This is a genomic window from Pantoea sp. CCBC3-3-1 (assembly GCF_007981265.1).
Lineage (GTDB): Bacteria > Pseudomonadota > Gammaproteobacteria > Enterobacterales > Enterobacteriaceae > Erwinia.
Genome location: NZ_CP034363.1, coordinates 3,640,909 through 3,663,608, shown reverse-complemented (window position 1 = coordinate 3,663,608; position 22,700 = coordinate 3,640,909). Strand labels below are relative to the sequence as shown.

The window sequence follows — 22,700 nt, the reverse complement described above, 5'->3', positions numbered from 1 at the left end:
TGATTTAACGGGCTGCTGTTTTAGCCCGTTTTTTATGATTTCTGTTAGTCTGGTTAAATGAATCTCGAGAAAGGTTTATTGTAGTGTCCGACTTTGAACACGGACCACGATTTATTTTCTAACAAGGAACCATGCGATGACCACAACGCCAATGAACATTTTGCTGTCAACGGCAGCGGCGGATGCACGCTGGGGCGAGAAAGCGACCCTGACCAGCAACGACAGCGGCATGACTATTCATTTAACCGGTAACGATGCGTTAACGACTATCCAGCGAGCGGCACGCAAGATTGATGCGCAGGGAATTCGTCACGTTAGCCTGCGTGGCGACTGGGATCTGGAACAAAGCTGGGCATTCTGGCAGGGCTATCGCGGCCCGAAAGGCGAACGAAAAGTAGATTGGGCCACGCTTAACGAGCAGGACCGGGCCGAATTCGATCGCCGCAGCAAAATTATCGATTGGGTACGCGATACCATTAATTTACCCGCCGAAGATCTCAGTCCGTCCCAGCTGGCACAGCGTGCGGTGGATTTACTGAGTGAGATAGGCAACGAAAAAGTCAGCTATCGCATTACCAAAGGCGACGATCTGCGTTTACAGGGATATGCGGGCCTGCACACCGTTGGGCGCGGTTCAACCCGTAATCCGGCGCTGCTGGTGCTTGACTACAATCCAACCGGCGATGACAGCGCGCCCGTTTTTGCCTGCCTGGTGGGCAAAGGCATTACCTTTGATACCGGCGGTTACAGCCTTAAGCCAAGCGGCTCAATGGACTCCATGAAATCAGACATGGGTGGTGCAGCTACGCTTACCGGCTCGCTGGCGCTGGCTATCAGTCGTGGCCTTAATAAACGCGTCAAGCTTTATCTGTGCTGCGCGGATAACATGGTGAGCGGCAATGCTTTCCGTCTTGGCGATATCATTCGCTACCGCAATGGCAAATCCGTGGAAGTCATGAACACCGATGCGGAAGGGCGACTGGTACTTGCTGATGGCCTGATTGACGCCAGCGAGCAGAACCCACAGTTGCTGATTGATGCGGCAACGCTTACCGGCGCAGCCAAAACTGCACTGGGCAATGATTACCATGCCTTGTTCAGCTTTGACGATGAGCTGGCCCACTCTTTACTGGGAAGCGCCACGGCAGAAAACGAACCGTTCTGGCGTCTGCCGCTGGCGGAATTCCATCGCAGCTATCTGCCGTCGAACTTTGCCGATCTGAACAATATCGCGGCACCTTCACACACTGCGGGTGCCAGCACCGCGGCCGCTTTCCTGTCGCATTTTGTTAAAAACTACCAGAAAGGCTGGCTGCATATTGACTGTTCGGCCACCTACCGCAAAGGTGCTGTCGATCAGTGGTCTGCGGGTGCGACCGGTCTGGGCGTGCGCACCGTAGCCAACCTGCTGTTGAAATAGTACCCAACCCGGCCGGATGCATCTGGCCGGGTTGTTCGAACCTTTTACTGGAAGCAACCAATGAATGACACTAACCAGCGCCTTGAAGAGGTGCTGAAGCTGGCGGCAACGGAGCCGGCACACCGTCCTGAGTTCTTTTCATTACTGATGGCCGCCAGCGTTTGGGTTCCAGGCGAGCAGGAACAAACGGACGCTGAGCCGGCGCAGGTCGATCTGGAGCACTGGGAGAAAGAGGATGGCAGCAGCATTATTCCTTTCTTCACCTCTTTAGCTGCAATGGAGCAGGCCGTTACTTCTGCCCAGCCTTTTCTGGTAATGCCGGTGCACACGCTGTTTAGCCTGACGCAGGGCGAAACCTTATTCCTGAACCCAAAGCTTCCTGCCGGGAAAGAATTCAGCCCGCGCGAAATTACCAGCCTGTTAGGTGAGGGCGGTAATGCGCTTAGCCAGCAAAGCGTACTGGAAGGGGGAACATCCCTGCTGCTTTCTGAAATTGCCGAGCCGCCGGAACAGGTAATTGCTTCATTAACGCAGCTTTTCGCTAAACATAAGCAGGTTCGCCGTGCCTGGGTTGCTCATATCAAAGAAGCGCCGGAAGATCGGCCAAATCTGCTCATTGGCATTGAGGCCGACAGCGATATCGAAAATATCATTCAGGCAGCAGGAAGCGTCGCGACAGATACCCTGCTGGATGACGAGCCGGTAGACATTTGCGAAGTGATTGAGGGTGAAAAGGGTATCAGCCACTTCTTTATGGCGCACATCACGCCGTTTTATGAACGCCGGTGGGGCAGCTTTCTGCGCGATTTCAAAAGCAGTAATTAAGCCGTTTATTGCTAACCGCTCCGATCGTTACTGGTCAGAGCGGTTCACTTTTTTAAGGTAATTGTTAATGCTTACTGCGCTTCGCCAACAGCGAGCGGTAAATCATCACGGCTTCCCCATTCGCCCCACGAACCGTCATACAGCGTAACGTCAGTTACCCCCAGCGTATTCAACGCCAGAATGACGACAACTGCGGTGACGCCGGATCCACAGCTGGCCACAATCGGCCGATCGAGCTTCAGACCCTGCTGCTGGAAGATCGCTTTTAACGCTTCCGGTGATTTTAACTGACCGTTTTCGACCAGATCATTCCACGGTACGTTTCGGCTGCCGGGAATATGCCCACGCAGCAGACCAGGACGAGGCTCGTCGACTTCTCCCCTGAAACGATTTCCTGCTCGTGCATCGACAAGCTGTGCGCTGCCTTCATGGCTGATTAGCATCACATCGGTCACGCGTTTCACGACGGCGGGATCAAAGCTGGCCTCAAATTCCGCTTCCGGTAGAGAAACCGCGCCTTTCGTCAGCGGCAAACCGGCGTCGGTCCAGGCCTTCAGCCCGCCCGCCAGTATAGAGACTTCTTCCACGCCGAACTGGCGCAGCATCCACCAGGCACGGGGCGCAGAGAACAGATTACCTTCGTCATAAACAATCAAATGCTTGTCGCTGCCGATCCCCAGTTCCCGCATAGCGACAGCAAAAGCCTCGGCGCGCGGCAGCATATGTGGATAAGGGCTGGTGTGATCGGAAAGGGCTTCAATATCGAAAAAAGGCGCGTTCGGCAGATGCCCGGACTGATATTCGGCGACGATATCGCGCACGTTTTCCTGACCTGGCGGCAGCATACGCGCGTCCAGTACCTGAATATCATCATCAGAAAAATGTTCCGCCAGCCAGTCGGCGGTCACAAAGAAAGAGGTAGTCATAGCGGCCTCGCTGTGGATGTCATTGTGCTGAGTGTCAACCATCCTGGCGGGCATCACAAGAGGTTGTGCATTTTTGCGCCCGGATTAATCAAAAACCTGACGATACCTCGAAAAATCGGTAAAAAAGCGCAAATAGCAGCAACAACGTTCAAAATGGAGTAATTTTGTTCAAATATCGGAAAGGCCGTTATAAACGTAAGGAAATGAAAGACACTTTTTTAATGATTTGTTGAATCTCCGATAGGCAAGCCCGGCTATGCCCCCTATAATCGGCGCCATTTTCCCGGCCGGGGAGGCTTTTCACCGGCTACACTCGACATCAAACAGGGGTCCACATGACTATTGAACGTACTTTTTCTATCGTAAAACCAAACGCGGTGGCAAAAAACGTAATTGGTGCCATTTTTAACCGTTTTGAAAGCGCTGGCTTCAAAATCGTTGGCACCAAAATGCTGCACCTGACCAAAGAACAGGCTGAAGGTTTCTACGCTGAACACCAGGGCCGTCCTTTCTTCGACGGTCTGGTTGAATTCATGACTTCTGGCCCGGTAGTGGTTTCCGTGCTGGAAGGTGAGAACGCTGTACAGCGTCACCGTGATCTGATGGGTGCAACTAACCCAGATAACGCTCTGGCGGGTACTCTGCGTGCAGATTACGCTGACAGCTTCACCGAAAACGCTACTCACGGTTCAGATTCTGCTGAGTCTGCTGCTCGTGAAATCGCGTTTTTCTTCGGTGAAAACGAAGTGTGCCCACGCACTCGCTAAGATTATTTGCAGTGTGGAAGATCAGGGCGTTTACAATTTATTTGTTTGACGCACTTTAACCTGCTGTTCCACACTTGTACAATAATGCGCCCCTGATGAGTTCGCTCAACGGGGGCGTTTCATTTATACCCGCTATCTTTCAATTTGCAGATGCGTTGGCTGCCTTCACTCACCCCAATCACTTACCACAGTAAGCTCATGGGGAGTCACTCAGCTGCCGCCTTCTTGCAGTTCGAAATCTATCTGGTATGTATTATTCACTCCCCAGCGCCATAACGTGTAATAACGAGGCCAGAGAAAATTATGTCTGAACACATTGTGACTCCGTCGTCTGCATCACCTGCTATCGCCACGCCAAAAAAAGAAAAAATCAACCTGCTCGATTTGAACCGTCAGCAAATGCGTGAATTTTTTGCCAGCCTGGGTGAAAAACCGTTCCGCGCCGATCAGGTAATGAAGTGGATTTATCACTACTGCTGTGATGATTTCGACGAGATGACCGACATCAATAAAGTTTTCCGCGGCAAGCTGAAAGAGCTGGCCGAAATTCGCGCGCCGGAAGTTGCTGAAGAGCAACGCTCGGCAGATGGCACCATTAAATGGGCGATTACCGTTGGCGGCCAGCAGGTCGAAACGGTTTATATCCCGGAAAAAGATCGCGCCACCCTGTGCGTTTCATCCCAGGTAGGCTGTGCACTTGAATGTAAATTCTGCTCTACGGCGCAGCAGGGCTTTAACCGCAATCTGCGCGTATCAGAAATTATTGGCCAGGTCTGGCGTGCCGCTAAAATCATTGGCGCATCAAAAATTACCGGCCAGCGTCCGATTACCAACGTGGTAATGATGGGCATGGGCGAACCCCTGCTGAACCTGAACAACGTTGTGCCAGCAATGGAAATCATGCTGGACGATTTTGGCTTTGGTTTGTCAAAACGTCGCGTAACGCTGTCGACCTCCGGCGTGGTTCCTGCGCTGGACAAGCTGGGCGATATGATTGACGTCGCGCTGGCCATTTCTCTGCACGCGCCAAACGATGCCATTCGCGACGAAATCGTGCCGATCAATAAAAAGTACAATATCGAAACTTTCCTGAATTCCGTTGCACGCTATATCTCAAAATCTAACGCCAATCAGGGCCGGGTCACCATTGAATACGTCATGCTGGATCACGTGAATGACAGCACCGATAACGCCCATGAGCTGGCGGCGTTGCTGAAAGATACGCCATGCAAAATCAACCTAATCCCATGGAACCCCTTCCCGGGAGCACCTTATGGTCGCAGTTCGAACAGTCGCATCGATCGCTTCTCTAAAGTGTTGATGGATTACGGATTTACCACTATTGTGCGTAAGACTCGTGGTGATGATATTGACGCGGCTTGCGGGCAGCTGGCGGGTGAGGTTATTGACCGTACCCGTCGTACGATGCGTAAGAAAATGGCTGGTGAAGCCATTTCTGTGAAAGCGCTCTGAAACCTGAGTTTTAACCAGCTTATCGTCTGTCAGCCGTGATGTGTCTGGAGTACCATCGCCACCTGTTTATCAGGAGGCGATATGGGTAAAGGATTCCCGATCTGGCTGGCTGTGTTATTGTTTTCGGGCTGTACGGCACCGGTACAACGCAGCGAGCTGGTGGAGACACGGCTACAATTAGGGCTCGATTATCTGGCACTGGGCGAACTGCCGTTTGCGCGACGTAATTTGCAGCAGGCGTTGACGCTGGCCCCTCAGGATTATCGCTGCCAGCTAGCGATGGCACGGTACTTCCAGCAGGCTGGCGATGTGTCTGCCGCGGACGCACGTTACCAGGCGGCACGCCGTCTGGCCGGAGAAAACCGTGACGTAATCAATAATTACGGTGCGTTTCTCTGTCGTTTAGGGCAGTATGATGCGGCTCAGCAGCAGTTCAGTAAAGCGGCTGACGGTGCCGAAAACAGCGGGCGTGCTGATGCAGTTGAAAATGCTGGCTACTGTTATCTCCATGCGGGAGAGCAGCAAAAGGCAAAGGAAGCGCTCATTAAGGCTACCCGGCACGATCCGCAGAGAGGCGCTGCTTTGCTGGCAGAAGCCGAAAGGCGATTTGGAAAGAAGGAGCGCACCGCAACGCGGCTCCTGTTAGATGTTTATCAACACAACTTTACTGCCTCGGCAGAAAGCCTGTGGTTAGAGATTCGCTTCGCCGCGCAGGCAGAGCAGCCCGCAAGCGTAAAGCTTGCCGGAGAGCAGCTGGCGCGAAATTTTCCACAATCGATACAGTACCTGCATTTTTTAGCTAATGAATACTGAAGCCACTCAAGATAAATCAGCAGTAAATTCAACAGGCGAGCGCCTGCGTGGGGCCCGTGAACAAATGGGTCTGACTCAGCAGAACGTTGCAGAGCGCCTTTGCCTGAAACTTTCCACCGTACGGGACATTGAAGAAGATAAAGCGCCGGCAGATTTGGCGTCGACCTTCCTGCGTGGCTACATTCGTTCCTATGCTCGTCTGGTCCATGTACCCGAAGAGGAGCTGCTGCCGATGATGGCGAAGCAGGCTCCAGTGCGTGCCGCCAAAGTGGAACCGATGCAGAGTTTTTCACTGGGCAAAAGGCGGAAAAAACGCGACGGCTGGTTGATGATTTTCACCTGGCTGGTGCTGTTTGTTGTGGTCGGTCTGACCGGTGCCTGGTGGTGGCAAAATCATAAAGCCGCGCAGGACGATTTGGTTTCGATGGCCGATCAGAATGTGTCAACGTCGGACGGTAACAGCCAGTCAATCCCGCTGAACGATAGCGGTGCCGACAGCACGCCGCCGACCGAGACGACGCCAGCGCCCGCCCTGGCTGAAACCTCATCCGCATCTGCTGTTGCACCGGCAGCGGAGCAACCGGCATCGACCACTAATGCTGCTGCCGCCCAGCAGCAGCCTGCGGCCGTTTCGCCTTCCCAGGCGCCGGTTGACAATACCAGCAATGGACAAATGCCTACCGGCACTGCAGGCGTTAGCGCGCCTGCAGCCGATCCTTCTGCTCTGGTTATGAACTTCAATAAAGACTGCTGGCTGGAAGTCACCGATGCGACAGGAAAAAAACTGTTCAGCGGAATGCAGCGCAGTGGTGGTAAACTCAGTCTCGCCGGCACCGCACCTTATCGCCTGAAAATTGGCGCGCCAGGCGCAGTCCAGATCCAGTACCAGGGACAGCCGGTCGATCTGAGTCGTTTCATCCGTACCAACCAGGTTGCCCGCCTCACAGTCGGTGCGCATTAACGCATCTTCTGGTCGCGAGTAATTTCGGAGAAAGAATATGCATAACGAAGCACCCATTATCCGTCGCAAATCAAAGCGAATTTACGTCGGCAAGGTGCCAGTGGGCGACGGCGCACCTATAGCCGTACAGTCCATGACCAACACGCGAACCACTGACGTGGAAGCCACGGTCAGACAAATTAAGGCGCTTGAGCGCGTCGGCGTGGACATTGTTCGCGTTTCTGTTCCTACCATGGATGCTGCTGAAGCTTTCCGCCTGATCAAACAGCAGGTGGATGTCCCGCTGGTTGCCGATATCCACTTTGACTATCGCATTGCGCTGAAGGTTGCCGAATACGGCGTCGACTGCCTGCGTATCAATCCCGGCAACATCGGTAACGAAGAACGCATCCGTCAGGTTGTCGACTGCGCACGCTATAACAATATCCCTATTCGCATCGGCGTGAATGCAGGCTCGCTGGAAAAAGATTTGCAGGAGAAGTACGGCGAACCTACGCCGCAGGCTCTGCTGGAATCTGCCATGCGCCATGTCGATCACCTCGATCGCCTTAACTTCGATCAGTTCAAAGTCAGCGTAAAAGCATCAGACGTCTTCCTGGCGGTTGAGTCTTATCGTTTGCTGGCTAAGCAGATCGATCAGCCTTTGCATCTCGGCATTACGGAAGCGGGCGGCGCGCGCGCCGGTTCAGTGAAATCCGCTATTGGACTGGGACTGCTGCTGGCAGAAGGCATCGGCGATACGCTGCGTATTTCGCTGGCGGCCGATCCGGTGGAAGAGGTGAAGGTTGGGTTTGATATCCTCAAATCCCTGCGCATTCGCTCTCGTGGCATCAACTTTATTGCCTGTCCAACCTGCTCTCGTCAGGAATTTGACGTGATCGGCACGGTCAATGCCCTTGAAGAGCGTCTGGAGGACATCATTACGCCAATGGATATTTCCATTATCGGTTGCGTGGTGAATGGCCCGGGCGAAGCGCTGGTGTCGACCATGGGCGTGACCGGCAGCAACAAGAAAAGCGGCTTTTATGAGGATGGCGTACGCCTCAAGGAGCGTTTGGATAATGACAACATGATCGATCAGCTGGAAGCCCGTATTCGTGCCAAAGCCTCGATGATGGATGAGTCCCGCCGCATTGACGTACAGCAAGTCGAAAAATAAATCGTATTTGCGGAGCTGAATTAAGCGCAGCAGACAGGCCTGCTGGCCGGTGAGCGTGTCTTGGTTCAGTTCCCAGTATTAAGAAGAGAAGAAAAGTGGCGAAGAATATTCAGGCAATTCGCGGGATGAACGATTACCTGCCCGCGGACACCGTCGTATGGCAACGCATTGAGCAGATCCTCAAGCAGGTGCTGGCCAGCTATGGTTATAGCGAAATCCGCCTGCCGATTGTAGAGCAGACCCCGTTATTCAAGCGCGCTATCGGTGAAGTCACCGACGTGGTTGAAAAAGAGATGTATACCTTTGACGATCGCAACGGCGAAAGCCTGACGCTGCGTCCGGAAGGGACGGCAGGCTGCGTGCGTGCCGGCATCGAACACGGTCTGCTGTACAATCAGGAACAGCGTCTGTGGTATATCGGTCCGATGTTCCGCTACGAACGTCCGCAGAAAGGGCGCTATCGCCAGTTCCATCAGATTGGCGCGGAAGTTTTCGGCTTGCAGGGGCCGGACATCGATGCTGAGCTGATTATGATGACGGCCCGCTGGTGGAAAGCGTTGGGCATTGCCGATCACGTTCGTCTTGAGCTGAACTCTATTGGTTCACTGGAAGCGCGGGCTGACTATCGTGATGCGCTGGTCGCTTTCCTGGAAGCACATAAAGACGTGCTGGATGAAGATTGCAAACGCCGTATGTACAGCAACCCGCTGCGTGTGCTGGACAGCAAAAATCCAGACGTGCAGGCGCTGCTGAACTCGGCGCCGGTGCTGGGTGATTATCTGGATACCGAATCACGTGAACACTTTGATGGTCTGTGCGAACTGCTTGATGCAGCTGGCATTGCCTATACCGTGAATCAGCGTCTGGTGCGCGGCCTCGATTACTACAACCGTACCGTTTTTGAATGGGTGACCAGCAGCCTGGGCGCTCAGGGTACCGTCTGTGCCGGTGGACGCTACGATGGCCTGGTTGAACAGCTTGGCGGCCGGGGCACACCTGCCGTCGGTTTTGCTATGGGCCTGGAGCGTTTGGTGCTGCTGGTTCAGGCAGTTAATCCGGAATTTGAACCGACGCGCATTGTCGATGTCTATGTTATCGCTTCAGGGCAAGGCGTGCAGTCCGCCGCGATGCAGCTGGCTGAACGGCTTCGTGATGCTGACCCGTCTTTAAAGTTGATGACCAATTTTGGCGGCGGTAATTTCAAGAAGCAGTTCGGCCGTGCAGATAAGTGGGGCGCACGCGTGGCGCTGGTACTGGGCGAAGCGGAAGTTGCTAACGGTCAGGTAGTGATTAAAGATTTGCGTAACGGCGAGCAGCAGACGCTGGATCAGCATGATGCAGCGAGCACGCTGGCAGCAATGCTGCAGCAGGCCGACGTTTAAAGGAGAAGGTGCGCGTGGAAGTTTATAGCAACGAAAACGAACAGGTCGATGCGTTAAAAGGCTTTTTTGCTCAGAACGGTAAAGCGCTGGTAGTCGGCGTCATTCTGGGCATTGGTGCGCTGGCGGGCTGGCGTTACTGGAGCACTCATCAGGATGGCAGCAGCCGCGAAGCATCGGCTCGTTATCAGCAGGTCTCTACCGCGCTGGACGCCAGCAAGCCTGAGACGCTGAACGCGGCCGCGAAGTTTGCCAGTGAAAACAGCAACACCTACGGTGCGCTGGCGTCGCTGGATCTCGCTAAGCGCTATGTTGACAGTAATCAACTGGATAAAGCCGCTGCACAGCTGCAATCGGGCCTGAAAGCGACGAAAGATGCGAATTTGCAGGCGGTATTGAATCTGCGCCTGGCGCGTATTCAGCTACAGCAGAAGCAGCCGGACGACGTGCTGAAAACTCTCGATGCCATTAAAGGCGACGGCTGGACCGCAATCATTGCTGATGTGCGTGGTGAAGCCCTGCTTAGCAAAGGCGACAGCAAAGGCGCGCGCGATGCCTGGAGCAAAGGCATTGCCTCTGACGCGTCTCCGGCGCTGAAAGAGATGCTGCAGATGAAAATGAATAATTTGCCGGGCTAACGGCCTGAGTAAAAAAATTGCCTCAACAGGCTCAAGAGGGATTTCATGGAATTGCGTAAGATACTTCTGCCGGGACTGATTTCAGTCACCTTACTCAGCGGATGTTCATGGTTCAGCGGTGAAGAAGACGTGGTAAAAATGTCGCCGCTGCCTAAGGTCGAAAATCAGTTCACTCCGGAAAAAGTCTGGAGCACATCCGTTGGCGATGGCGTGGGTGATTATTACTCTAACCTGCATCCGGCCTGGGCAGACAGTACCGTTTATGCGGCCGATCGTTTCGGCATTGTGAAAGCGGTCAATGCGGGCGACGGTAAAGAACAGTGGAAGGTCGATCTCTCTGAAAAGACGGGTTTCTTCTCAAAGAATCTTCCTGCATTGCTTTCAGGCGGTGTCTCTGTTGACGGCGGCCATGCTTATGTAGGAAGCGAGCGCGGTCAGGTTTATGCGCTTAACACCAGCGACGGTTCGATTGCCTGGCAGACAAAAGTCGCCGGTGAAGTGCTTTCCCGCCCGGTAGCCAGCGATGTCCTGGTGCTGATCCATACCAGCAACGGCATGTTGCAGGGGCTGGATCAAAGCAGCGGCGTCGTGAAGTGGACAGTCAATCTGGACGTGCCTGCGCTGTCACTTCGTGGTGAATCTGCGCCGGTAACTGCTTTTGGTGCGGCAATCGTCGGTGGTGACAACGGACGCGTTAGCGCGGTGATGATGAACCAGGGCCAGATTATCTGGCAGCAGCGTATCTCCCAGCCTGGCGGCGCGACCGAAATCGATCGTCTGTCAGATGTAGATACCACCCCGGTTGTTGTTGACGGCGTGGTTTATGCGCTGGCCTATAACGGTACGCTTTCTGCGATGGACCTGCGCTCAGGGCAGATCATGTGGAAACGTGAGATTGGTTCCGTACACAATATTATTGTTGATGCGGGCCATATTTACCTTGTCGATCAGGATGACCGCGTTGTGGCATTGAACACTGACGGTGGCGTGACGGTTTGGCGTCAGAGCGATCTGTTGCACCGCAACCTGACCTCACCGGTGCTGTACAATGGCTATCTGGTGGTTGGCGACAGCGAAGGCTATCTGCACTGGATCAATACGACCGACGGCCGCTTTGTAGCTCAGCAGAAAGTGGACAGCTCGGGTTTCCAGACTGAACCGGTTGTTGCCAGCGATAAGCTGCTGATTCAGTCGAAAGACGGTGAAGTTTACGCTTTTACCCGCTAATATTACGGCATTAGCGATGCTCTGTAACGGCTCCTGATTCGTCAGGGGCCGTTTCGTTTTTCTCTGGGCGTGGTATTCTTTACGCCTTCAGCCTGCGTGTGCGTCAGCAACCTCTGTTTGCCGTCGTTAAGCGATCAAGGCTCTATTTTTTTGTAATGAGGCTTCAATATGGTACCTGTGGTCGCGCTGGTCGGGCGTCCCAATGTGGGAAAATCCACCCTGTTTAACCGTCTTACGCACACGCGAGATGCGCTGGTGGCGGATTTTCCTGGGCTAACCCGTGACCGTAAATATGGTCGCGCCGAGGTCGAAGGGCGGGAATACATTTGTATTGATACCGGTGGTATCGATGGCAATGAAGAGGGTGTAGAAACCCGTATGGCCGAACAGTCCCTGCTAGCAATCGAAGAAGCTGATGTGGTGCTGTTTATGGTTGATGCTCGTGCCGGCCTGATGCCTGCCGACCAGGCCATTGCCCAACATCTGCGTTCGCGTCAGAAACCGACTTTCCTGGTCGCCAACAAAACCGACGGCATGGATCCTGATTCCGCCGTAGTCGACTTCTTTGCACTGGGCCTGGGTGATATTCATCCTATCGCCGCTTCTCATGGACGCGGTGTTAACAGCCTCCTTGAGATGGTGCTGCTGCCGTGGATGGAAAAAGTTGAGCCGCCGCGCGAGCTGACGGAAGAAGAAGAAAACGCCGCATACTGGGCGGATCTGGAAGAAAAAGAGGGTGAAGAAGGGCTGGAAGAGCCGGAAGATGACTTCAACCCGCTGGATCTGCCGATCAAACTGGCTATCGTTGGGCGTCCTAACGTAGGTAAGTCAACGCTTACTAACCGTATTCTCGGCGAAGACCGCGTTGTGGTTTACGACATGCCGGGTACCACGCGTGACAGTATCTACATCCCCATGGAACGCGATGGCCGTGAGTATATTCTGATCGATACGGCTGGCGTGCGTAAGCGTGGCAAGATTACTGAAACTGTCGAGAAGTTCTCGGTAATCAAAACCCTGAAGGCGATTGAAGACTCTAACGTCGTCCTGCTGGTTATCGATGCGCGCGAAGGGATTTCCGATCAGGATCTGTCACTGCTGGGCTTTATCCTGAACAGCGGCCGCTCTCTGGTGATTGTGGTCAATAAGTGGGACGGCATGACGCAGGAAGCACGTGATGAAGTGAAAGAAGCACTGGATCTGCGTCTTGGCTTTATCGACTTTGCTCGCGTGCACTTTATTTCTGCTCTGCACGGCAGCGGCGTAGGCAACCTGTTTGAATCCGTCACCGAAGCGTATGATTGTGCGACCCGTCGCGTGAACACCTCCATGCTGACCCGCATCATGAACATGGCAGCTGACGATCATCAGCCACCGCTGGTGCGTGGTCGCCGCGTGAAGCTGAAATATGCGCACGCGGGGGGCTATAACCCACCGATTGTAGTGATCCACGGCAACCAGGTGAAAGATTTAGCGGACTCCTATAAACGCTACCTGATGAACTACTTCCGTCGTTCACTGGAAGTGATGGGCACGCCAATCCGTATTCAGTTTAAGGAAGGCGACAACCCGTTTGCCGGTAAGCGTAACCTGCTGACGCCTAATCAGCAGCGCAAGCGTAAGCGTCTGATGAGCCATCTGAAGAAAAATAAACGTTAATCCACAAGGGGGCCAATCGGCCCCCTTTGTTTTATACTCAATGCAGATAAAACAGGAGAGTGATATGAGTGAGACCTGCCCGGTTTGCCAGCAAAATCTGACTGCGGAAGAAGGACATTTCCACTGCACCCATTGTCAGCGCAATTTTGCCGCCAAGGCTATCTGCCCGGATTGCGAGCAGTCTCTTCAGGTTTTGAAGGCCTGCGGCGCGGTTGATTACTTTTGTCCGAACGGTCACGGGCTGATTTCTAAAAAGCGCGTGGTTTTTAAGGCGCTAATAGAAACACTTTAGAAAGATAATCAGGCTAATAAGTGGCCTGATTAATGCCAGGTTAAATCCCTACAGTTAAGCGTATTATTTTCAGTAATATTTAATTTTTTAACACGACTGTTTCCGGGTTTGCTTTTTATCATCCAGATAACTGCCTAATTTTCTGTAAGTTAATTAATTTCGGTATTTCCCTCGCATTTTTCCCCTTCAGCAAAAATGAATTATTCTTCTGGTGAACTATTTTTAGCCGGTTACACTCTCTGGAAGCCTATTGTCAAAAATTGCGGCTTTTGTGAACTTTGTTAAGTTTATGTTTATTAACTTACGAACCGCGTGGTACAATTTTGCCGTCCTTTGAAAGCCTTCTGTCGCGGAAACCCACGGCAGGCGTGCCTTTGGCAGGTACAGGACGGGATTTGACCCGTAACGAATTGTTAATGAAAGTAGGGTTCAAAGCATAATGTCTATTTCGTTCGTCACCTTCAGCGCGAGCGCTACCGGGGCGAAAAGAGAATAAAGATTGTGCTCAGGCGCTGTTTTTTTCAGGAGTATTTTGACCATGTCTCAAACGAATGCCCGGTCGTCAAAATGGCTGGGCTTATGGAGTATTGTGCTGGGGCTGTTATTACTGGCTACCGGCCTGTTCTTTGTGATTGGTGGCGGAAAACTGGTTTCGCTGGGTGGCAGCTGGTATTTCGTTATTGCCGGTATTTTTACCGTCATTTCCGCTATTCAGTTTTTCCGTCGTAAATCTTCCGCGGTAATAATCTTTGCGCTGGTGTTTATCGGTTCGGCTATCTGGGCCGTGCAGGAAGCGGGCATCGATTTCTGGCCGCTGGTCTCCCGTCTGATGACGCTGGCCGGTTTCCTGTTGCTGGCGGTTATCACTTTCCCTGCGCTGCGTAAGCACGAAGGCAAAACCTCAGCAGCTAAGCCTGCTTATACCGTTGCCGTTGTGCTGGTTGTAGGCCTGGTGGCGACGTTTATCCAGATGTTCCAGCCGCATGCGCCCGTTGCTAACGGGACAGAACTGCCGCTGACGCCGGTTAACAAAGCTACCGAGCAGAAAAACTGGGACAATTACGGCAACACGCCTGGCGGAAGCCGCTTTGTGTCGCTGGATCAGATCACTCGCGATAACGTGAAGGATCTGAAAGTTGCCTGGACTTTCCATACCGGCGATATCCCGGAAAGCCCAACCGGCAACGGTGCGGAAGATCAGCAAACGCCTCTGCAAATTGGCGATGTCCTGTACCTTTGTACGCCACACAACAACATCATCGCGGTTAACGCCGACACCGGTAAAAAAATCTGGGAGCACGTCGTTAACGCCCAGGCAGAAGTGTGGAACCGCTGTCGCGGTCTGGCGTACTTTGATGCGACCAAACCACTGCCCCAGCCTTCTGTGCCAGGCTCAACGCCTGTTCCACAGCCTGCGCTGGCCGCTGGCGATACCTGCCAGCGTCGTCTGCTGATGAACACCATCGACGCGCGCCTGATGGCTGTCAACGCCGACAACGGTGAGCTGTGCCAGAACTTTGGCGACCACGGCGTGGTTGACCTGAAAGCAGGCCTGGGTGAAGCACAGGATCCAAAATATCAGCTGACCTCAGCACCTACGCTGGCTGGAACGACCGTTGTGGTAGGGGGTCGCGTCGCGGATAACGTGCAGACCGATATGCCTGGCGGCGTAATTCGTGGTTTCGACGTGATTACTGGCGAAATGCGCTGGGCGTTCGACACCGGTAATGACGATCCGAATGCCAAATTGCAGGCGGGTCAGAACTATGCTCGCAGTACGGCAAACTCATGGGCACCCATGTCTTATGACCCAACCATGAACACCGTGTTCATGCCAATGGGTAGTTCGTCTGTTGACCTGTATGGCGCAACCCGTACCGCACTGAACCACAAATATGGTGCTTCTGTACTGGCGGTTGACGCCACTACCGGTAAAGAGAAGTGGGTTTATCAGACCGTGCACAACGATCTGTGGGACTTTGACCTGCCGATGCAGCCAAGCCTGATCGACTTCCCGCAGAAAGACGGCACCACCAAGCCTGCGGTTGTGATTGGCACCAAAGCCGGGCAGATCTACGTATTGGATCGCCTGACCGGCAAGCCGCTGACCGAAGTGAAAGAAGTCCCGGTTAAGAAAGGCAATATCCCGAACGAGCAGTACACGCCAACCCAGCCTAAGTCAGTGGGTATGCCGCAGATTGGTGCGGAGACGCTGAAAGAGTCTGATATGTGGGGCGCGACGCCGTTCGATCAGCTTGCCTGCCGTATCGGCTTTAAATCTATGCGTTACGATGGCCTGTATACCGTTCCGGGCACCGACAAGGCACTCAGCTTCCCTGGCTCTCTGGGCGGGATGAACTGGGGCAGCATGTCGACCGATCCGAACAATCACTACATCTTTGTCAACGACATGCGTCTTGGCCTGTGGGTGCAGATGATCCCGGCTAACACGGGTGCTATCGCGCGTGGCAGCAACGGTGGTGAAGCCATCAACACCGGTATGGGCGCCGTTCCGCTGAAAGGCACCCCGTATGCTGTAAACAAAAACCGCTTTATGTCGCCGCTGGGTATTCCTTGCCAGAAGCCGCCGTTTGGTACGCTTTCCGCCATCGATCTGAAAACGCAGAAGCTGGTGTGGCAGGTTCCGGTTGGTACCGTACAGGATACCGGACCGTTCGGTATTAAGATGCATGCACAGATGCCGGTAGGAATGCCGACGCTGGGTGGTACGCTGGCGACTCAGGGTGGACTGGTGTTCATCGCGGGAACGCAGGATTACTATCTGCGCGCGTTCGATACCTCAACCGGTAAAGAAGTGTGGAAAGCACGTCTGCCAGTGGGTAGCCAGGGCGGCCCAATCAGCTACAAGTCACCGAAAACAGGTAAGCAGTACATCCTGATTTCTGCCGGTGGCGCACGTCAGTCTCCAGACCGTGGCGACTACGTCATTGCTTACGCCCTGGATAAATAATTCAGGCTGAATAAAACAAAGCCCCTTCAGTGATGAAGGGGCTTTTTTTACGTCGTTTGACCAGGGTTATTGACCTTCCTTCCAGAGCTGAACCAGCTCGGGAGGCGCCTGATCTTCCGGGATCACGATGACAATACTGCCGATCTGATTGGGAGTAGCGTAGCTGATTTCAACACGGTAATAGCGCTGATCGCCTCTTCCGACACAACTTTGCTCTCCCGCAGGTTCACCCAAAGGCAATGCACGTCGCAGCACGCTACAAACGTGTTCCCGCTCGGGAGGATCCAGCTGTGCCAGCGCGAAACGTCTTGCGCCAGCCAGTTTAGGGATATAAGCAAAGCCGCCTTCGCGTGCCACGTCAATTACCGCGTCATCGCTCAGTTTCGGAAGGTTTTTCATCATAATACGCCGACCTCTTTCCACGCGTTCTCAATAGCCTGTCCCACTGAGCTATTAAACCGCGTCTGGCCGTGCCTGACTGTGAACTGCGCAAAGGTTTTGAAATCAGCATCCTGCGGCAGCTCTTTATCACAGACCGTATCGTACCAGGCATAACCCGCCAACTCCCAGGCATAGCCACCCAGCGCTTTTGCTGCCAGGTAAAAAGCCCGGTTAGGAATGCCTGAGTTGAGATGGACGCCGCCGTTGTCTTCACGCGTCTGCACGTAGCCTTTCATATCGGCTGGCTGAGGATCTTTACCCAGCAACGGATCGTCATAGGCCGTACCCGGCTCGGACATTGAGCGAAGCCCCTTGCCGTTAATCCCTTTTGCCAGCAGGCCTTCACCAATAATCCAGTCGGCCTGGTCCGCCGTTTGCTTGCGGCTGAACTGTTTGACCAGTGAACCAAACACGTCCGACAGCGACTCATTCAGCGCGCCTGCCTGCTCAAAATAGATTAGCCCGGCTTCGGTTTCCGTCACGCCGTGCGACAGTTCATGGCCGACCACATCCAGCGCAATAGTGAAACGATTAAAAATTTCGCCGTCGCCGTCACCAAAAACCATCTGCTGACCGTTCCAGAAGGCGTTTTGATAACCATCGCCATAGTGAACGGTGCCTTTTAGCGTCAGTCCCTGATTGTCCAGCGAGTTGCGCTGGTAGGCCTGCCAGAAAAAATCATAGGTGACGCCCAGATAATCATAGGCCTCGGTGGTTGCCACATCATTGGTTTGAGACTGGCCTTCGCTACGAACCAGCGTGCCAGGAAGGTTTTGGGTCTGCTCTGCGCTGTAAATCTCTCGCTGAACCTTACCTGCCGTTGCGGCTTGCGCACTTTGAGGTTTAGTCCAGGTTTCCGCCATCAGCGTCTGCACATGCGCCAGGGTATGACGCGCGCAGCTCTGTTGTTGCCCTGAGCCGTTGTCGATGATTTTACGCAGAATATAGGGAGGAATAACGCCATAATTCATACCATGCTCCTTGGTCAAAGTAATTGTCCAAAAAAGTATAGTACCCGTATTGCGTACGCACGGAGTAAACAAAAATTGACCAGTTTTTCGGACTAATCCATTAGCGAGATTTACGTTTCCTTAACGGTTCAATGGCCGTGACTTCGCTTTCGACCCAGCCATCGTCAAGGCGGGTTTTTAGCTTATCGCCGGTGTGCAGCTGGCGGGTTTTCTTCACCACTTTGCCGTCAGGCGCTGTCGTAACGCTGAATCCGCGAGCCAGCGTGGCCAGCGGACTGACGCCTTCAAGCTGCGCGACCTGTTTACCGAACTGCTGTTTGCCTTCGTTAAGCTGTTGCTGCATCGCCTGCTGTAGCCTGAACTGCCCGTTTTGCAGCTGTTGCTGCGCGCGATGAATACGCCCGGCGGGCTGATAAGCGACCAGACGCTGTTCAACGCGCTCCTGACGTCGTGTTGCCTGACGCAGACGGATTTGCATGGCATCGTCGAGACGGCGCTGGAGCTTCATCAGGGCCGTCTGCTGACGGGCCAGCCGCAGCTGTGGGTGCTGCTGCTGCAACCGATGATGCAGACGGGTGAACGTTCGGTTTTGCTGGGCGAGATAATAATCCATCGCCATTTCCAGCCGCGTTTGCTGTGACTGAAGCTGACGCAGCAGTTCAATCTGATTGCGGCTGACCAGTTCCGCCGCAGCGGAAGGGGTCGGCGCACGCAGATCGGCAACAAAATCGGCAATCGTCACGTCCGTTTCATGGCCAACGGCGCTGACAATCGGGATGCGGCTGGCAAAAATAGCGCGGGCGACGCGCTCGTCGTTAAAGCTCCAGAGATCTTCCAGCGAGCCGCCGCCACGGCCAACAATCAGCACGTCACACTCGGCGCGGCTGTTCGCCAGCTCGATTGCCCGAACAATGCTGGCTGGCGCTTCAGCGCCCTGTACCGGTGTAGGATAGATGATGACGGGCAACGAAGGGTCGCGACGATGGAGTACACGTAAAACATCGTGCAGCGCCGCGCCCGTTGAGGAGGTGATCACGCCGACCTGTCGCGCGGGATCGGGCAGCGGCTGCTTATGAATTTGTTCAAATAACCCTTCACTCATCAGTTTCTGCTTCAGCTGTTCGAACTGCTGTTGCAAAAGGCCGTCGCCAGCAGGGTGCATGCTCTCTGCAATCAGCTGGTAATCGCCACGCGGCTCGTAAAGCGTGATGGTGGCCCTGACCAGTACCTGTTGGCCATTTTGCGGCCGAAACGTGGCCCGCCGGTTGCTGTTGCGAAACATGGCGCAGCGAACCTGCGCGCCATCATCTTTCAGCGTGAAGTACCAGTGACCGGAGGAGGGCTGAGAAAAGTTGGAGATCTCAGCGCTCAGCCAGACCTGGCCCATTTCCATCTCCAGCAGCTTACGCACTGTCGTATTGAGACGGCTGACGGTAAAAATATTGGCGGTTGGCGGTAGCGACATGTGATGAGGATCAAACTTTAAATCAGAGGGTTAATTGACCGATACTACATTGCTCACCAGAGGGATCAAGAACTTTTCGTAAATAATGCTGGAGGCAATCGATTACGGCCTGTATAATGCCGCGGCAATATTTTACAAGTTCTCATTCACCCTGAGGTTGAGATATTGCCATGCTAAGAATCGCTAAAGAAGCCCTGACATTTGACGACGTTCTGCTCGTTCCCGCTCATTCGACTGTATTACCTAACACGGCCGACCTCAGCACCCAGCTCACCAAAACCATCCGTCTGAATATCCCTATGCTCTCCGCAGCCATGGATACCGTCACCGAAGCGGGCCTCGCGATTGCGCTGGCACAGGAAGGTGGTCTGGGCTTTATTCATAAAAACATGTCCATCGAGCGCCAGGCGGAAGAAGTTCGCAAGGTGAAGAAACACGAAAGCGGCGTTGTCACCGATCCGCAGACCGTGCTGCCAACGACCGCACTGAGCGAAGTCCGCAAGCTGACCGAGCGTAACGGCTTTGCCGGTTATCCGGTGGTGAACGGCGAAAACGAGCTGGTGGGCATCATCACCGGTCGTGACGTGCGCTTTGTTACCGATATGAGCCTGCCGGTCTCTGCGGTCATGACGCCGAAAGAGCGTCTGGTGACGGTTCGCGAAGGCGAAGCGCGTGAAGTCGTGCTGCAAAAGATGCACGAAAAACGCATCGAGAAAGCGCTGGTAGTGGATGACAGCTTCCATCTGCTGGGCATGATCACCGTAAAAGATTTCCAGAAAGCCGAACGTAAACCGAACGCCTGTAAAGATCAGGAAGGCCGCCTGCGCGTTGGTGCAGCGGTAGGCGCAGGTGCAGGCAACGAAGAGCGCGTTGATGCGCTGGTTGCGGCAGGCGTTGACGTGCTGCTGATTGACTCCTCTCATGGTCATTCTGAAGGCGTTCTGCAACGCATTCGTGCTACCCGTGCTAAATATCCTGACCTGCAAATCGTGGGCGGTAACGTTGCGACCGGCGCTGGCGCACTGGCGCTGGTGGAAGCGGGCGTGAGCGCGGTAAAAGTGGGTATTGGCCCAGGCTCAATCTGTACCACTCGCATTGTCACCGGCGTGGGCGTTCCGCAGATCACCGCGGTTTCCGACGCGGTTGCCGCGCTGGAAGGCACCGGGATTCCTGTTATCGCCGATGGCGGTATCCGCTTCTCTGGCGACATCGCTAAAGCTATCGCGGCTGGCGCAAGCGCGGTCATGGTTGGCTCTATGCTGGCAGGAACGGATGAATCTCCGGGCGAAATCGAACTGTACCAGGGGCGTTCATTCAAGTCCTATCGCGGTATGGGTTCACTGGGCGCGATGTCTAAAGGCTCTTCAGACCGCTACTTCCAGACCGATAACGCCGCCGACAAACTGGTGCCGGAAGGTATCGAAGGCCGTGTGGCTTATAAAGGCTTCCTGAAAGCTATCGTGCATCAGCAAATGGGCGGCCTGCGTTCCTGTATGGGTCTGACCGGCTGTGCGACTATCGACGACCTGCGCACCAAAGCGGAATTTGTTCGCATCAGCGGCGCCGGTATCACCGAAAGCCACGTGCACGACGTGACCATCACCAAAGAGTCACCGAACTACCGCATGGGTTCCTGATAGCCCTGCTGCATACGCCCGGTCAGACCGGGCGTTTTAATTCATCCCTCTATTTGTAATATCGCCCTGGAATAGCTCAATGACGACGGAAAACATTCATAAACATCGCATACTGATCCTTGATTTCGGCTCGCAGTATACGCAGCTGGTTGCACGCCGCGTGCGTGAACTGGGCGTCTACTGTGAACTGTGGGCGTGGGACGTTACCGAAGAACAGATCCGCCAGTTCAACCCGAACGGCATCATTCTTTCCGGCGGCCCGGAAAGCACCACCGAACACGACAGCCCGCGCGCGCCAGATTATGTGTTTACCGCAGGCGTGCCGGTTCTGGGCGTCTGCTACGGCATGCAGACGATGGCGATGCAGCTGGGCGGCAAGGTTGAAGGTTCTAACGAACGTGAATTTGGCTATGCGCAGGTTGAAGTACAGACTAACAGCGCGCTGATCCGTGACATCGAAGATGCGATCGGCGCAGCGGGTAAACCGCTGCTGGACGTCTGGATGAGCCATGGCGACAAAGTGACCGCGATCCCTGCTGACTTCGTTACCGTTGCCAGCACCGACAGCTGCCCGTTTGCCATTATGGCCAACGAAGAGAAGCGTTTCTACGGCGTGCAGTTCCACCCGGAAGTGACGCATACCCGTCAGGGCCTGCGCATGCTGGAACGTTTCGTGCTGGATATCTGCCAGTGTGAAGCCCTGTGGACCCCGGCTAAAATCATTGAGGATGCCGTTGAACGTCTGCGCGTGCAGGTGGGTAACGATAAAGTGATCCTTGGCCTCTCTGGCGGCGTGGACTCTTCCGTGACCGCGATGCTGCTGCACCGTGCGATTGGCGACCGTCTGACCTGCGTATTCGTGGATAACGGCCTGCTGCGTCTCAACGAAGCGGAGCAGGTGATGGAGATGTTTGGCGATCATTTCGGCCTGAACATCATCCACGTGGAGGGCGAAAAACGCTTCCTCGACGCGCTCGCAGGAACCGATGAGCCGGAAGCCAAGCGTAAGATTATTGGCCGCGTCTTTGTTGAAGTCTTCGATGAAGAAGCGCTGAAGCTGGAAGACGTGAAATGGCTGGCGCAGGGCACTATCTATCCTGACGTAATTGAATCTGCTGCTTCTGCTACCGGCAAAGCGCACGTCATCAAATCTCACCACAACGTGGGCGGCCTGCCGAAAGAGATGAAGATGGGGCTGGTTGAGCCTCTGCGCGAGCTGTTTAAAGATGAAGTGCGCAAAATCGGTCTGGAGCTGGGCCTGCCGCACGCGATGCTGTTCCGCCATCCATTCCCGGGTCCGGGTCTGGGCGTTCGCGTGCTGGGCGAAGTGAAGAAAGAGTACTGCGACCTGCTGCGTCGTGCCGATGCCATCTTCATTGAAGAACTGCATAAAGCCGACCTGTATAACAAAGTCAGCCAGGCCTTTACCGTATTCCTGCCGGTTCGTTCCGTGGGCGTAATGGGCGACGGCCGTAAATATGACTGGGTTGTTTCGCTGCGCGCGGTAGAAACCATCGACTTTATGACCGCACACTGGGCGCATCTGCCGTATGAGTTCCTCGGCCGCGTTTCTAACCGCATCATCAATGAAATCGACGGTATTTCCCGCGTGGTTTACGATATCTCTGGTAAGCCACCGGCCACGATTGAGTGGGAATGATTTAGCGTCTGGCTCA

Annotated in this window: 19 protein-coding genes; 15 read left to right on the top strand and 4 right to left on the bottom strand. The window is 54.3% G+C overall.

The genetic code is table 11. From position 1 onward, the window contains the following. Positions 1–136 precede the first annotated feature (136 nt). On the top strand, positions 137–1,420 hold the full coding sequence (pepB, locus tag EHV07_RS17090) for an aminopeptidase PepB (protein WP_147199200.1): 1,284 nt from the start codon (positions 137–139) through the stop codon (positions 1,418–1,420). Positions 1,421–1,480: 60 nt separating this feature from the next. Further along, the gene (gene sseB / locus EHV07_RS17085; RefSeq protein WP_147199199.1) at positions 1,481–2,245 is read left to right on the top strand and encodes an enhanced serine sensitivity protein SseB; all 765 of its coding nucleotides are present in this window, start codon (positions 1,481–1,483) and stop codon (positions 2,243–2,245) included. 71 nt (positions 2,246–2,316) lie between these two features. Here sseB and sseA read toward each other — a convergent pair whose 3' ends face one another. Next, positions 2,317–3,171, bottom strand: coding sequence for a 3-mercaptopyruvate sulfurtransferase (sseA, locus tag EHV07_RS17080; RefSeq protein ID WP_147199197.1), 855 nt, complete (start codon positions 3,169–3,171; stop codon positions 2,317–2,319). A gap of 335 nt (positions 3,172–3,506) precedes the next feature. Between sseA and ndk the strand changes: the two genes are divergently transcribed. The 11 genes from ndk (at position 3,507) to EHV07_RS17025 (ending at position 16,510) form a co-directional block, all read left to right on the top strand. Then, the gene (gene ndk / locus EHV07_RS17075) at positions 3,507–3,938 is read left to right on the top strand and encodes a nucleoside-diphosphate kinase (protein WP_147199195.1); all 432 of its coding nucleotides are present in this window, start codon (positions 3,507–3,509) and stop codon (positions 3,936–3,938) included. 303 nt (positions 3,939–4,241) lie between these two features. Next, complete coding sequence (locus EHV07_RS17070; protein ID WP_147199193.1) at positions 4,242–5,411, top strand: bifunctional tRNA (adenosine(37)-C2)-methyltransferase TrmG/ribosomal RNA large subunit methyltransferase RlmN; 1,170 nt, start codon at positions 4,242–4,244, stop codon at positions 5,409–5,411. Between the two features lie 81 nt (positions 5,412–5,492). After that, the gene (pilW, locus tag EHV07_RS17065; protein ID WP_147199191.1) at positions 5,493–6,224 is read left to right on the top strand and encodes a type IV pilus biogenesis/stability protein PilW; all 732 of its coding nucleotides are present in this window, start codon (positions 5,493–5,495) and stop codon (positions 6,222–6,224) included. After that, positions 6,214–7,185 (top strand): cytoskeleton protein RodZ, encoded by a 972-nt coding sequence (rodZ, locus tag EHV07_RS17060; protein ID WP_147199190.1) that lies wholly within the window; start codon positions 6,214–6,216, stop codon positions 7,183–7,185. The genes pilW and rodZ overlap by 11 nt, the downstream gene beginning before the upstream one ends. A 37-nt stretch (positions 7,186–7,222) precedes the next feature. Continuing rightward, positions 7,223–8,344, top strand: coding sequence for a flavodoxin-dependent (E)-4-hydroxy-3-methylbut-2-enyl-diphosphate synthase (gene ispG, locus EHV07_RS17055; RefSeq protein WP_147199188.1), 1,122 nt, complete (start codon positions 7,223–7,225; stop codon positions 8,342–8,344). 95 nt (positions 8,345–8,439) lie between these two features. Next, positions 8,440–9,726, top strand: coding sequence for a histidine--tRNA ligase (gene hisS, locus EHV07_RS17050; RefSeq protein WP_147199186.1), 1,287 nt, complete (start codon positions 8,440–8,442; stop codon positions 9,724–9,726). 14 nt (positions 9,727–9,740) lie between these two features. Beyond that, positions 9,741–10,361 (top strand): YfgM family protein, encoded by a 621-nt coding sequence (locus EHV07_RS17045; RefSeq protein WP_147199184.1) that lies wholly within the window; start codon positions 9,741–9,743, stop codon positions 10,359–10,361. A 45-nt stretch (positions 10,362–10,406) separates the two neighbouring features. Continuing rightward, entirely contained in the window at positions 10,407–11,588 is a 1,182-nt protein-coding gene (bamB, locus tag EHV07_RS17040; RefSeq protein ID WP_147199182.1) for an outer membrane protein assembly factor BamB, read from the top strand. A gap of 168 nt (positions 11,589–11,756) precedes the next feature. Further along, a complete protein-coding gene (gene der / locus EHV07_RS17035) occupies positions 11,757–13,247 on the top strand; it encodes a ribosome biogenesis GTPase Der (RefSeq protein ID WP_147199180.1) in 1,491 nt (496 codons plus the stop codon). Between the two features lie 64 nt (positions 13,248–13,311). After that, positions 13,312–13,539, top strand: coding sequence for a zinc ribbon domain-containing protein (locus EHV07_RS17030; protein ID WP_147199178.1), 228 nt, complete (start codon positions 13,312–13,314; stop codon positions 13,537–13,539). Between the two features lie 538 nt (positions 13,540–14,077). Then, a complete protein-coding gene (locus tag EHV07_RS17025; protein ID WP_147199176.1) occupies positions 14,078–16,510 on the top strand; it encodes a membrane-bound PQQ-dependent dehydrogenase, glucose/quinate/shikimate family in 2,433 nt (810 codons plus the stop codon). A gap of 66 nt (positions 16,511–16,576) precedes the next feature. Here EHV07_RS17025 and EHV07_RS17020 read toward each other — a convergent pair whose 3' ends face one another. The 3 genes from EHV07_RS17020 to xseA all read right to left on the bottom strand — a co-directional run bounded on the left by EHV07_RS17020 (position 16,577) and on the right by xseA (position 19,387). Continuing rightward, positions 16,577–16,909 (bottom strand): protealysin inhibitor emfourin, encoded by a 333-nt coding sequence (locus EHV07_RS17020; protein ID WP_147200658.1) that lies wholly within the window; start codon positions 16,907–16,909, stop codon positions 16,577–16,579. Then, positions 16,909–17,922 (bottom strand): M4 family metallopeptidase, encoded by a 1,014-nt coding sequence (locus tag EHV07_RS17015; protein ID WP_147199175.1) that lies wholly within the window; start codon positions 17,920–17,922, stop codon positions 16,909–16,911. The genes EHV07_RS17020 and EHV07_RS17015 overlap by 1 nt, the downstream gene beginning before the upstream one ends. A 100-nt stretch (positions 17,923–18,022) precedes the next feature. Then, positions 18,023–19,387, bottom strand: a complete 1,365-nt coding sequence (gene xseA / locus EHV07_RS17010; RefSeq protein WP_147199173.1) for an exodeoxyribonuclease VII large subunit — start codon at positions 19,385–19,387, stop codon at positions 18,023–18,025. 170 nt (positions 19,388–19,557) lie between these two features. Between xseA and guaB the strand changes: the two genes are divergently transcribed. Continuing rightward, entirely contained in the window at positions 19,558–21,024 is a 1,467-nt protein-coding gene (gene guaB, locus EHV07_RS17005) for an IMP dehydrogenase (RefSeq protein ID WP_147199171.1), read from the top strand. A 79-nt stretch (positions 21,025–21,103) separates the two neighbouring features. Then, positions 21,104–22,684: a glutamine-hydrolyzing GMP synthase gene (guaA, locus tag EHV07_RS17000; RefSeq protein WP_147199170.1), complete on the top strand. Its 1,581-nt coding sequence runs from the start codon at positions 21,104–21,106 to the stop codon at positions 22,682–22,684. Positions 22,685–22,700: the final 16 nt, after the last annotated feature.

Excerpts from the sequence above, each read along its gene's own strand:
- bamB (WP_147199182.1), top strand. The coding sequence starts at position 10,407 with ATGGAATTGCGTAAGATACTTCTGCCGGGACTGATTTCAGTCACCTTA.
- EHV07_RS17015 (WP_147199175.1), bottom strand. The coding sequence starts at position 17,922 with ATGAATTATGGCGTTATTCCTCCCTATATTCTGCGTAAAATCATCGAC.
- ispG (WP_147199188.1), top strand. The coding sequence starts at position 7,223 with ATGCATAACGAAGCACCCATTATCCGTCGCAAATCAAAGCGAATTTAC.
- xseA (WP_147199173.1), bottom strand. The coding sequence starts at position 19,387 with ATGTCGCTACCGCCAACCGCCAATATTTTTACCGTCAGCCGTCTCAAT.
- ndk (WP_147199195.1), top strand. The coding sequence starts at position 3,507 with ATGACTATTGAACGTACTTTTTCTATCGTAAAACCAAACGCGGTGGCA.
- guaB (WP_147199171.1), top strand. The coding sequence starts at position 19,558 with ATGCTAAGAATCGCTAAAGAAGCCCTGACATTTGACGACGTTCTGCTC.
- EHV07_RS17020 (WP_147200658.1), bottom strand. The coding sequence starts at position 16,909 with ATGAAAAACCTTCCGAAACTGAGCGATGACGCGGTAATTGACGTGGCA.
- guaA (WP_147199170.1), top strand. The coding sequence starts at position 21,104 with ATGACGACGGAAAACATTCATAAACATCGCATACTGATCCTTGATTTC.
- sseB (WP_147199199.1), top strand. The coding sequence starts at position 1,481 with ATGAATGACACTAACCAGCGCCTTGAAGAGGTGCTGAAGCTGGCGGCA.
- EHV07_RS17025 (WP_147199176.1), top strand. The coding sequence starts at position 14,078 with ATGTCTCAAACGAATGCCCGGTCGTCAAAATGGCTGGGCTTATGGAGT.
- rodZ (WP_147199190.1), top strand. The coding sequence starts at position 6,214 with ATGAATACTGAAGCCACTCAAGATAAATCAGCAGTAAATTCAACAGGC.
- der (WP_147199180.1), top strand. The coding sequence starts at position 11,757 with ATGGTACCTGTGGTCGCGCTGGTCGGGCGTCCCAATGTGGGAAAATCC.
- pepB (WP_147199200.1), top strand. The coding sequence starts at position 137 with ATGACCACAACGCCAATGAACATTTTGCTGTCAACGGCAGCGGCGGAT.
- EHV07_RS17070 (WP_147199193.1), top strand. The coding sequence starts at position 4,242 with ATGTCTGAACACATTGTGACTCCGTCGTCTGCATCACCTGCTATCGCC.
- EHV07_RS17030 (WP_147199178.1), top strand. The coding sequence starts at position 13,312 with ATGAGTGAGACCTGCCCGGTTTGCCAGCAAAATCTGACTGCGGAAGAA.
- pilW (WP_147199191.1), top strand. The coding sequence starts at position 5,493 with ATGGGTAAAGGATTCCCGATCTGGCTGGCTGTGTTATTGTTTTCGGGC.
- sseA (WP_147199197.1), bottom strand. The coding sequence starts at position 3,171 with ATGACTACCTCTTTCTTTGTGACCGCCGACTGGCTGGCGGAACATTTT.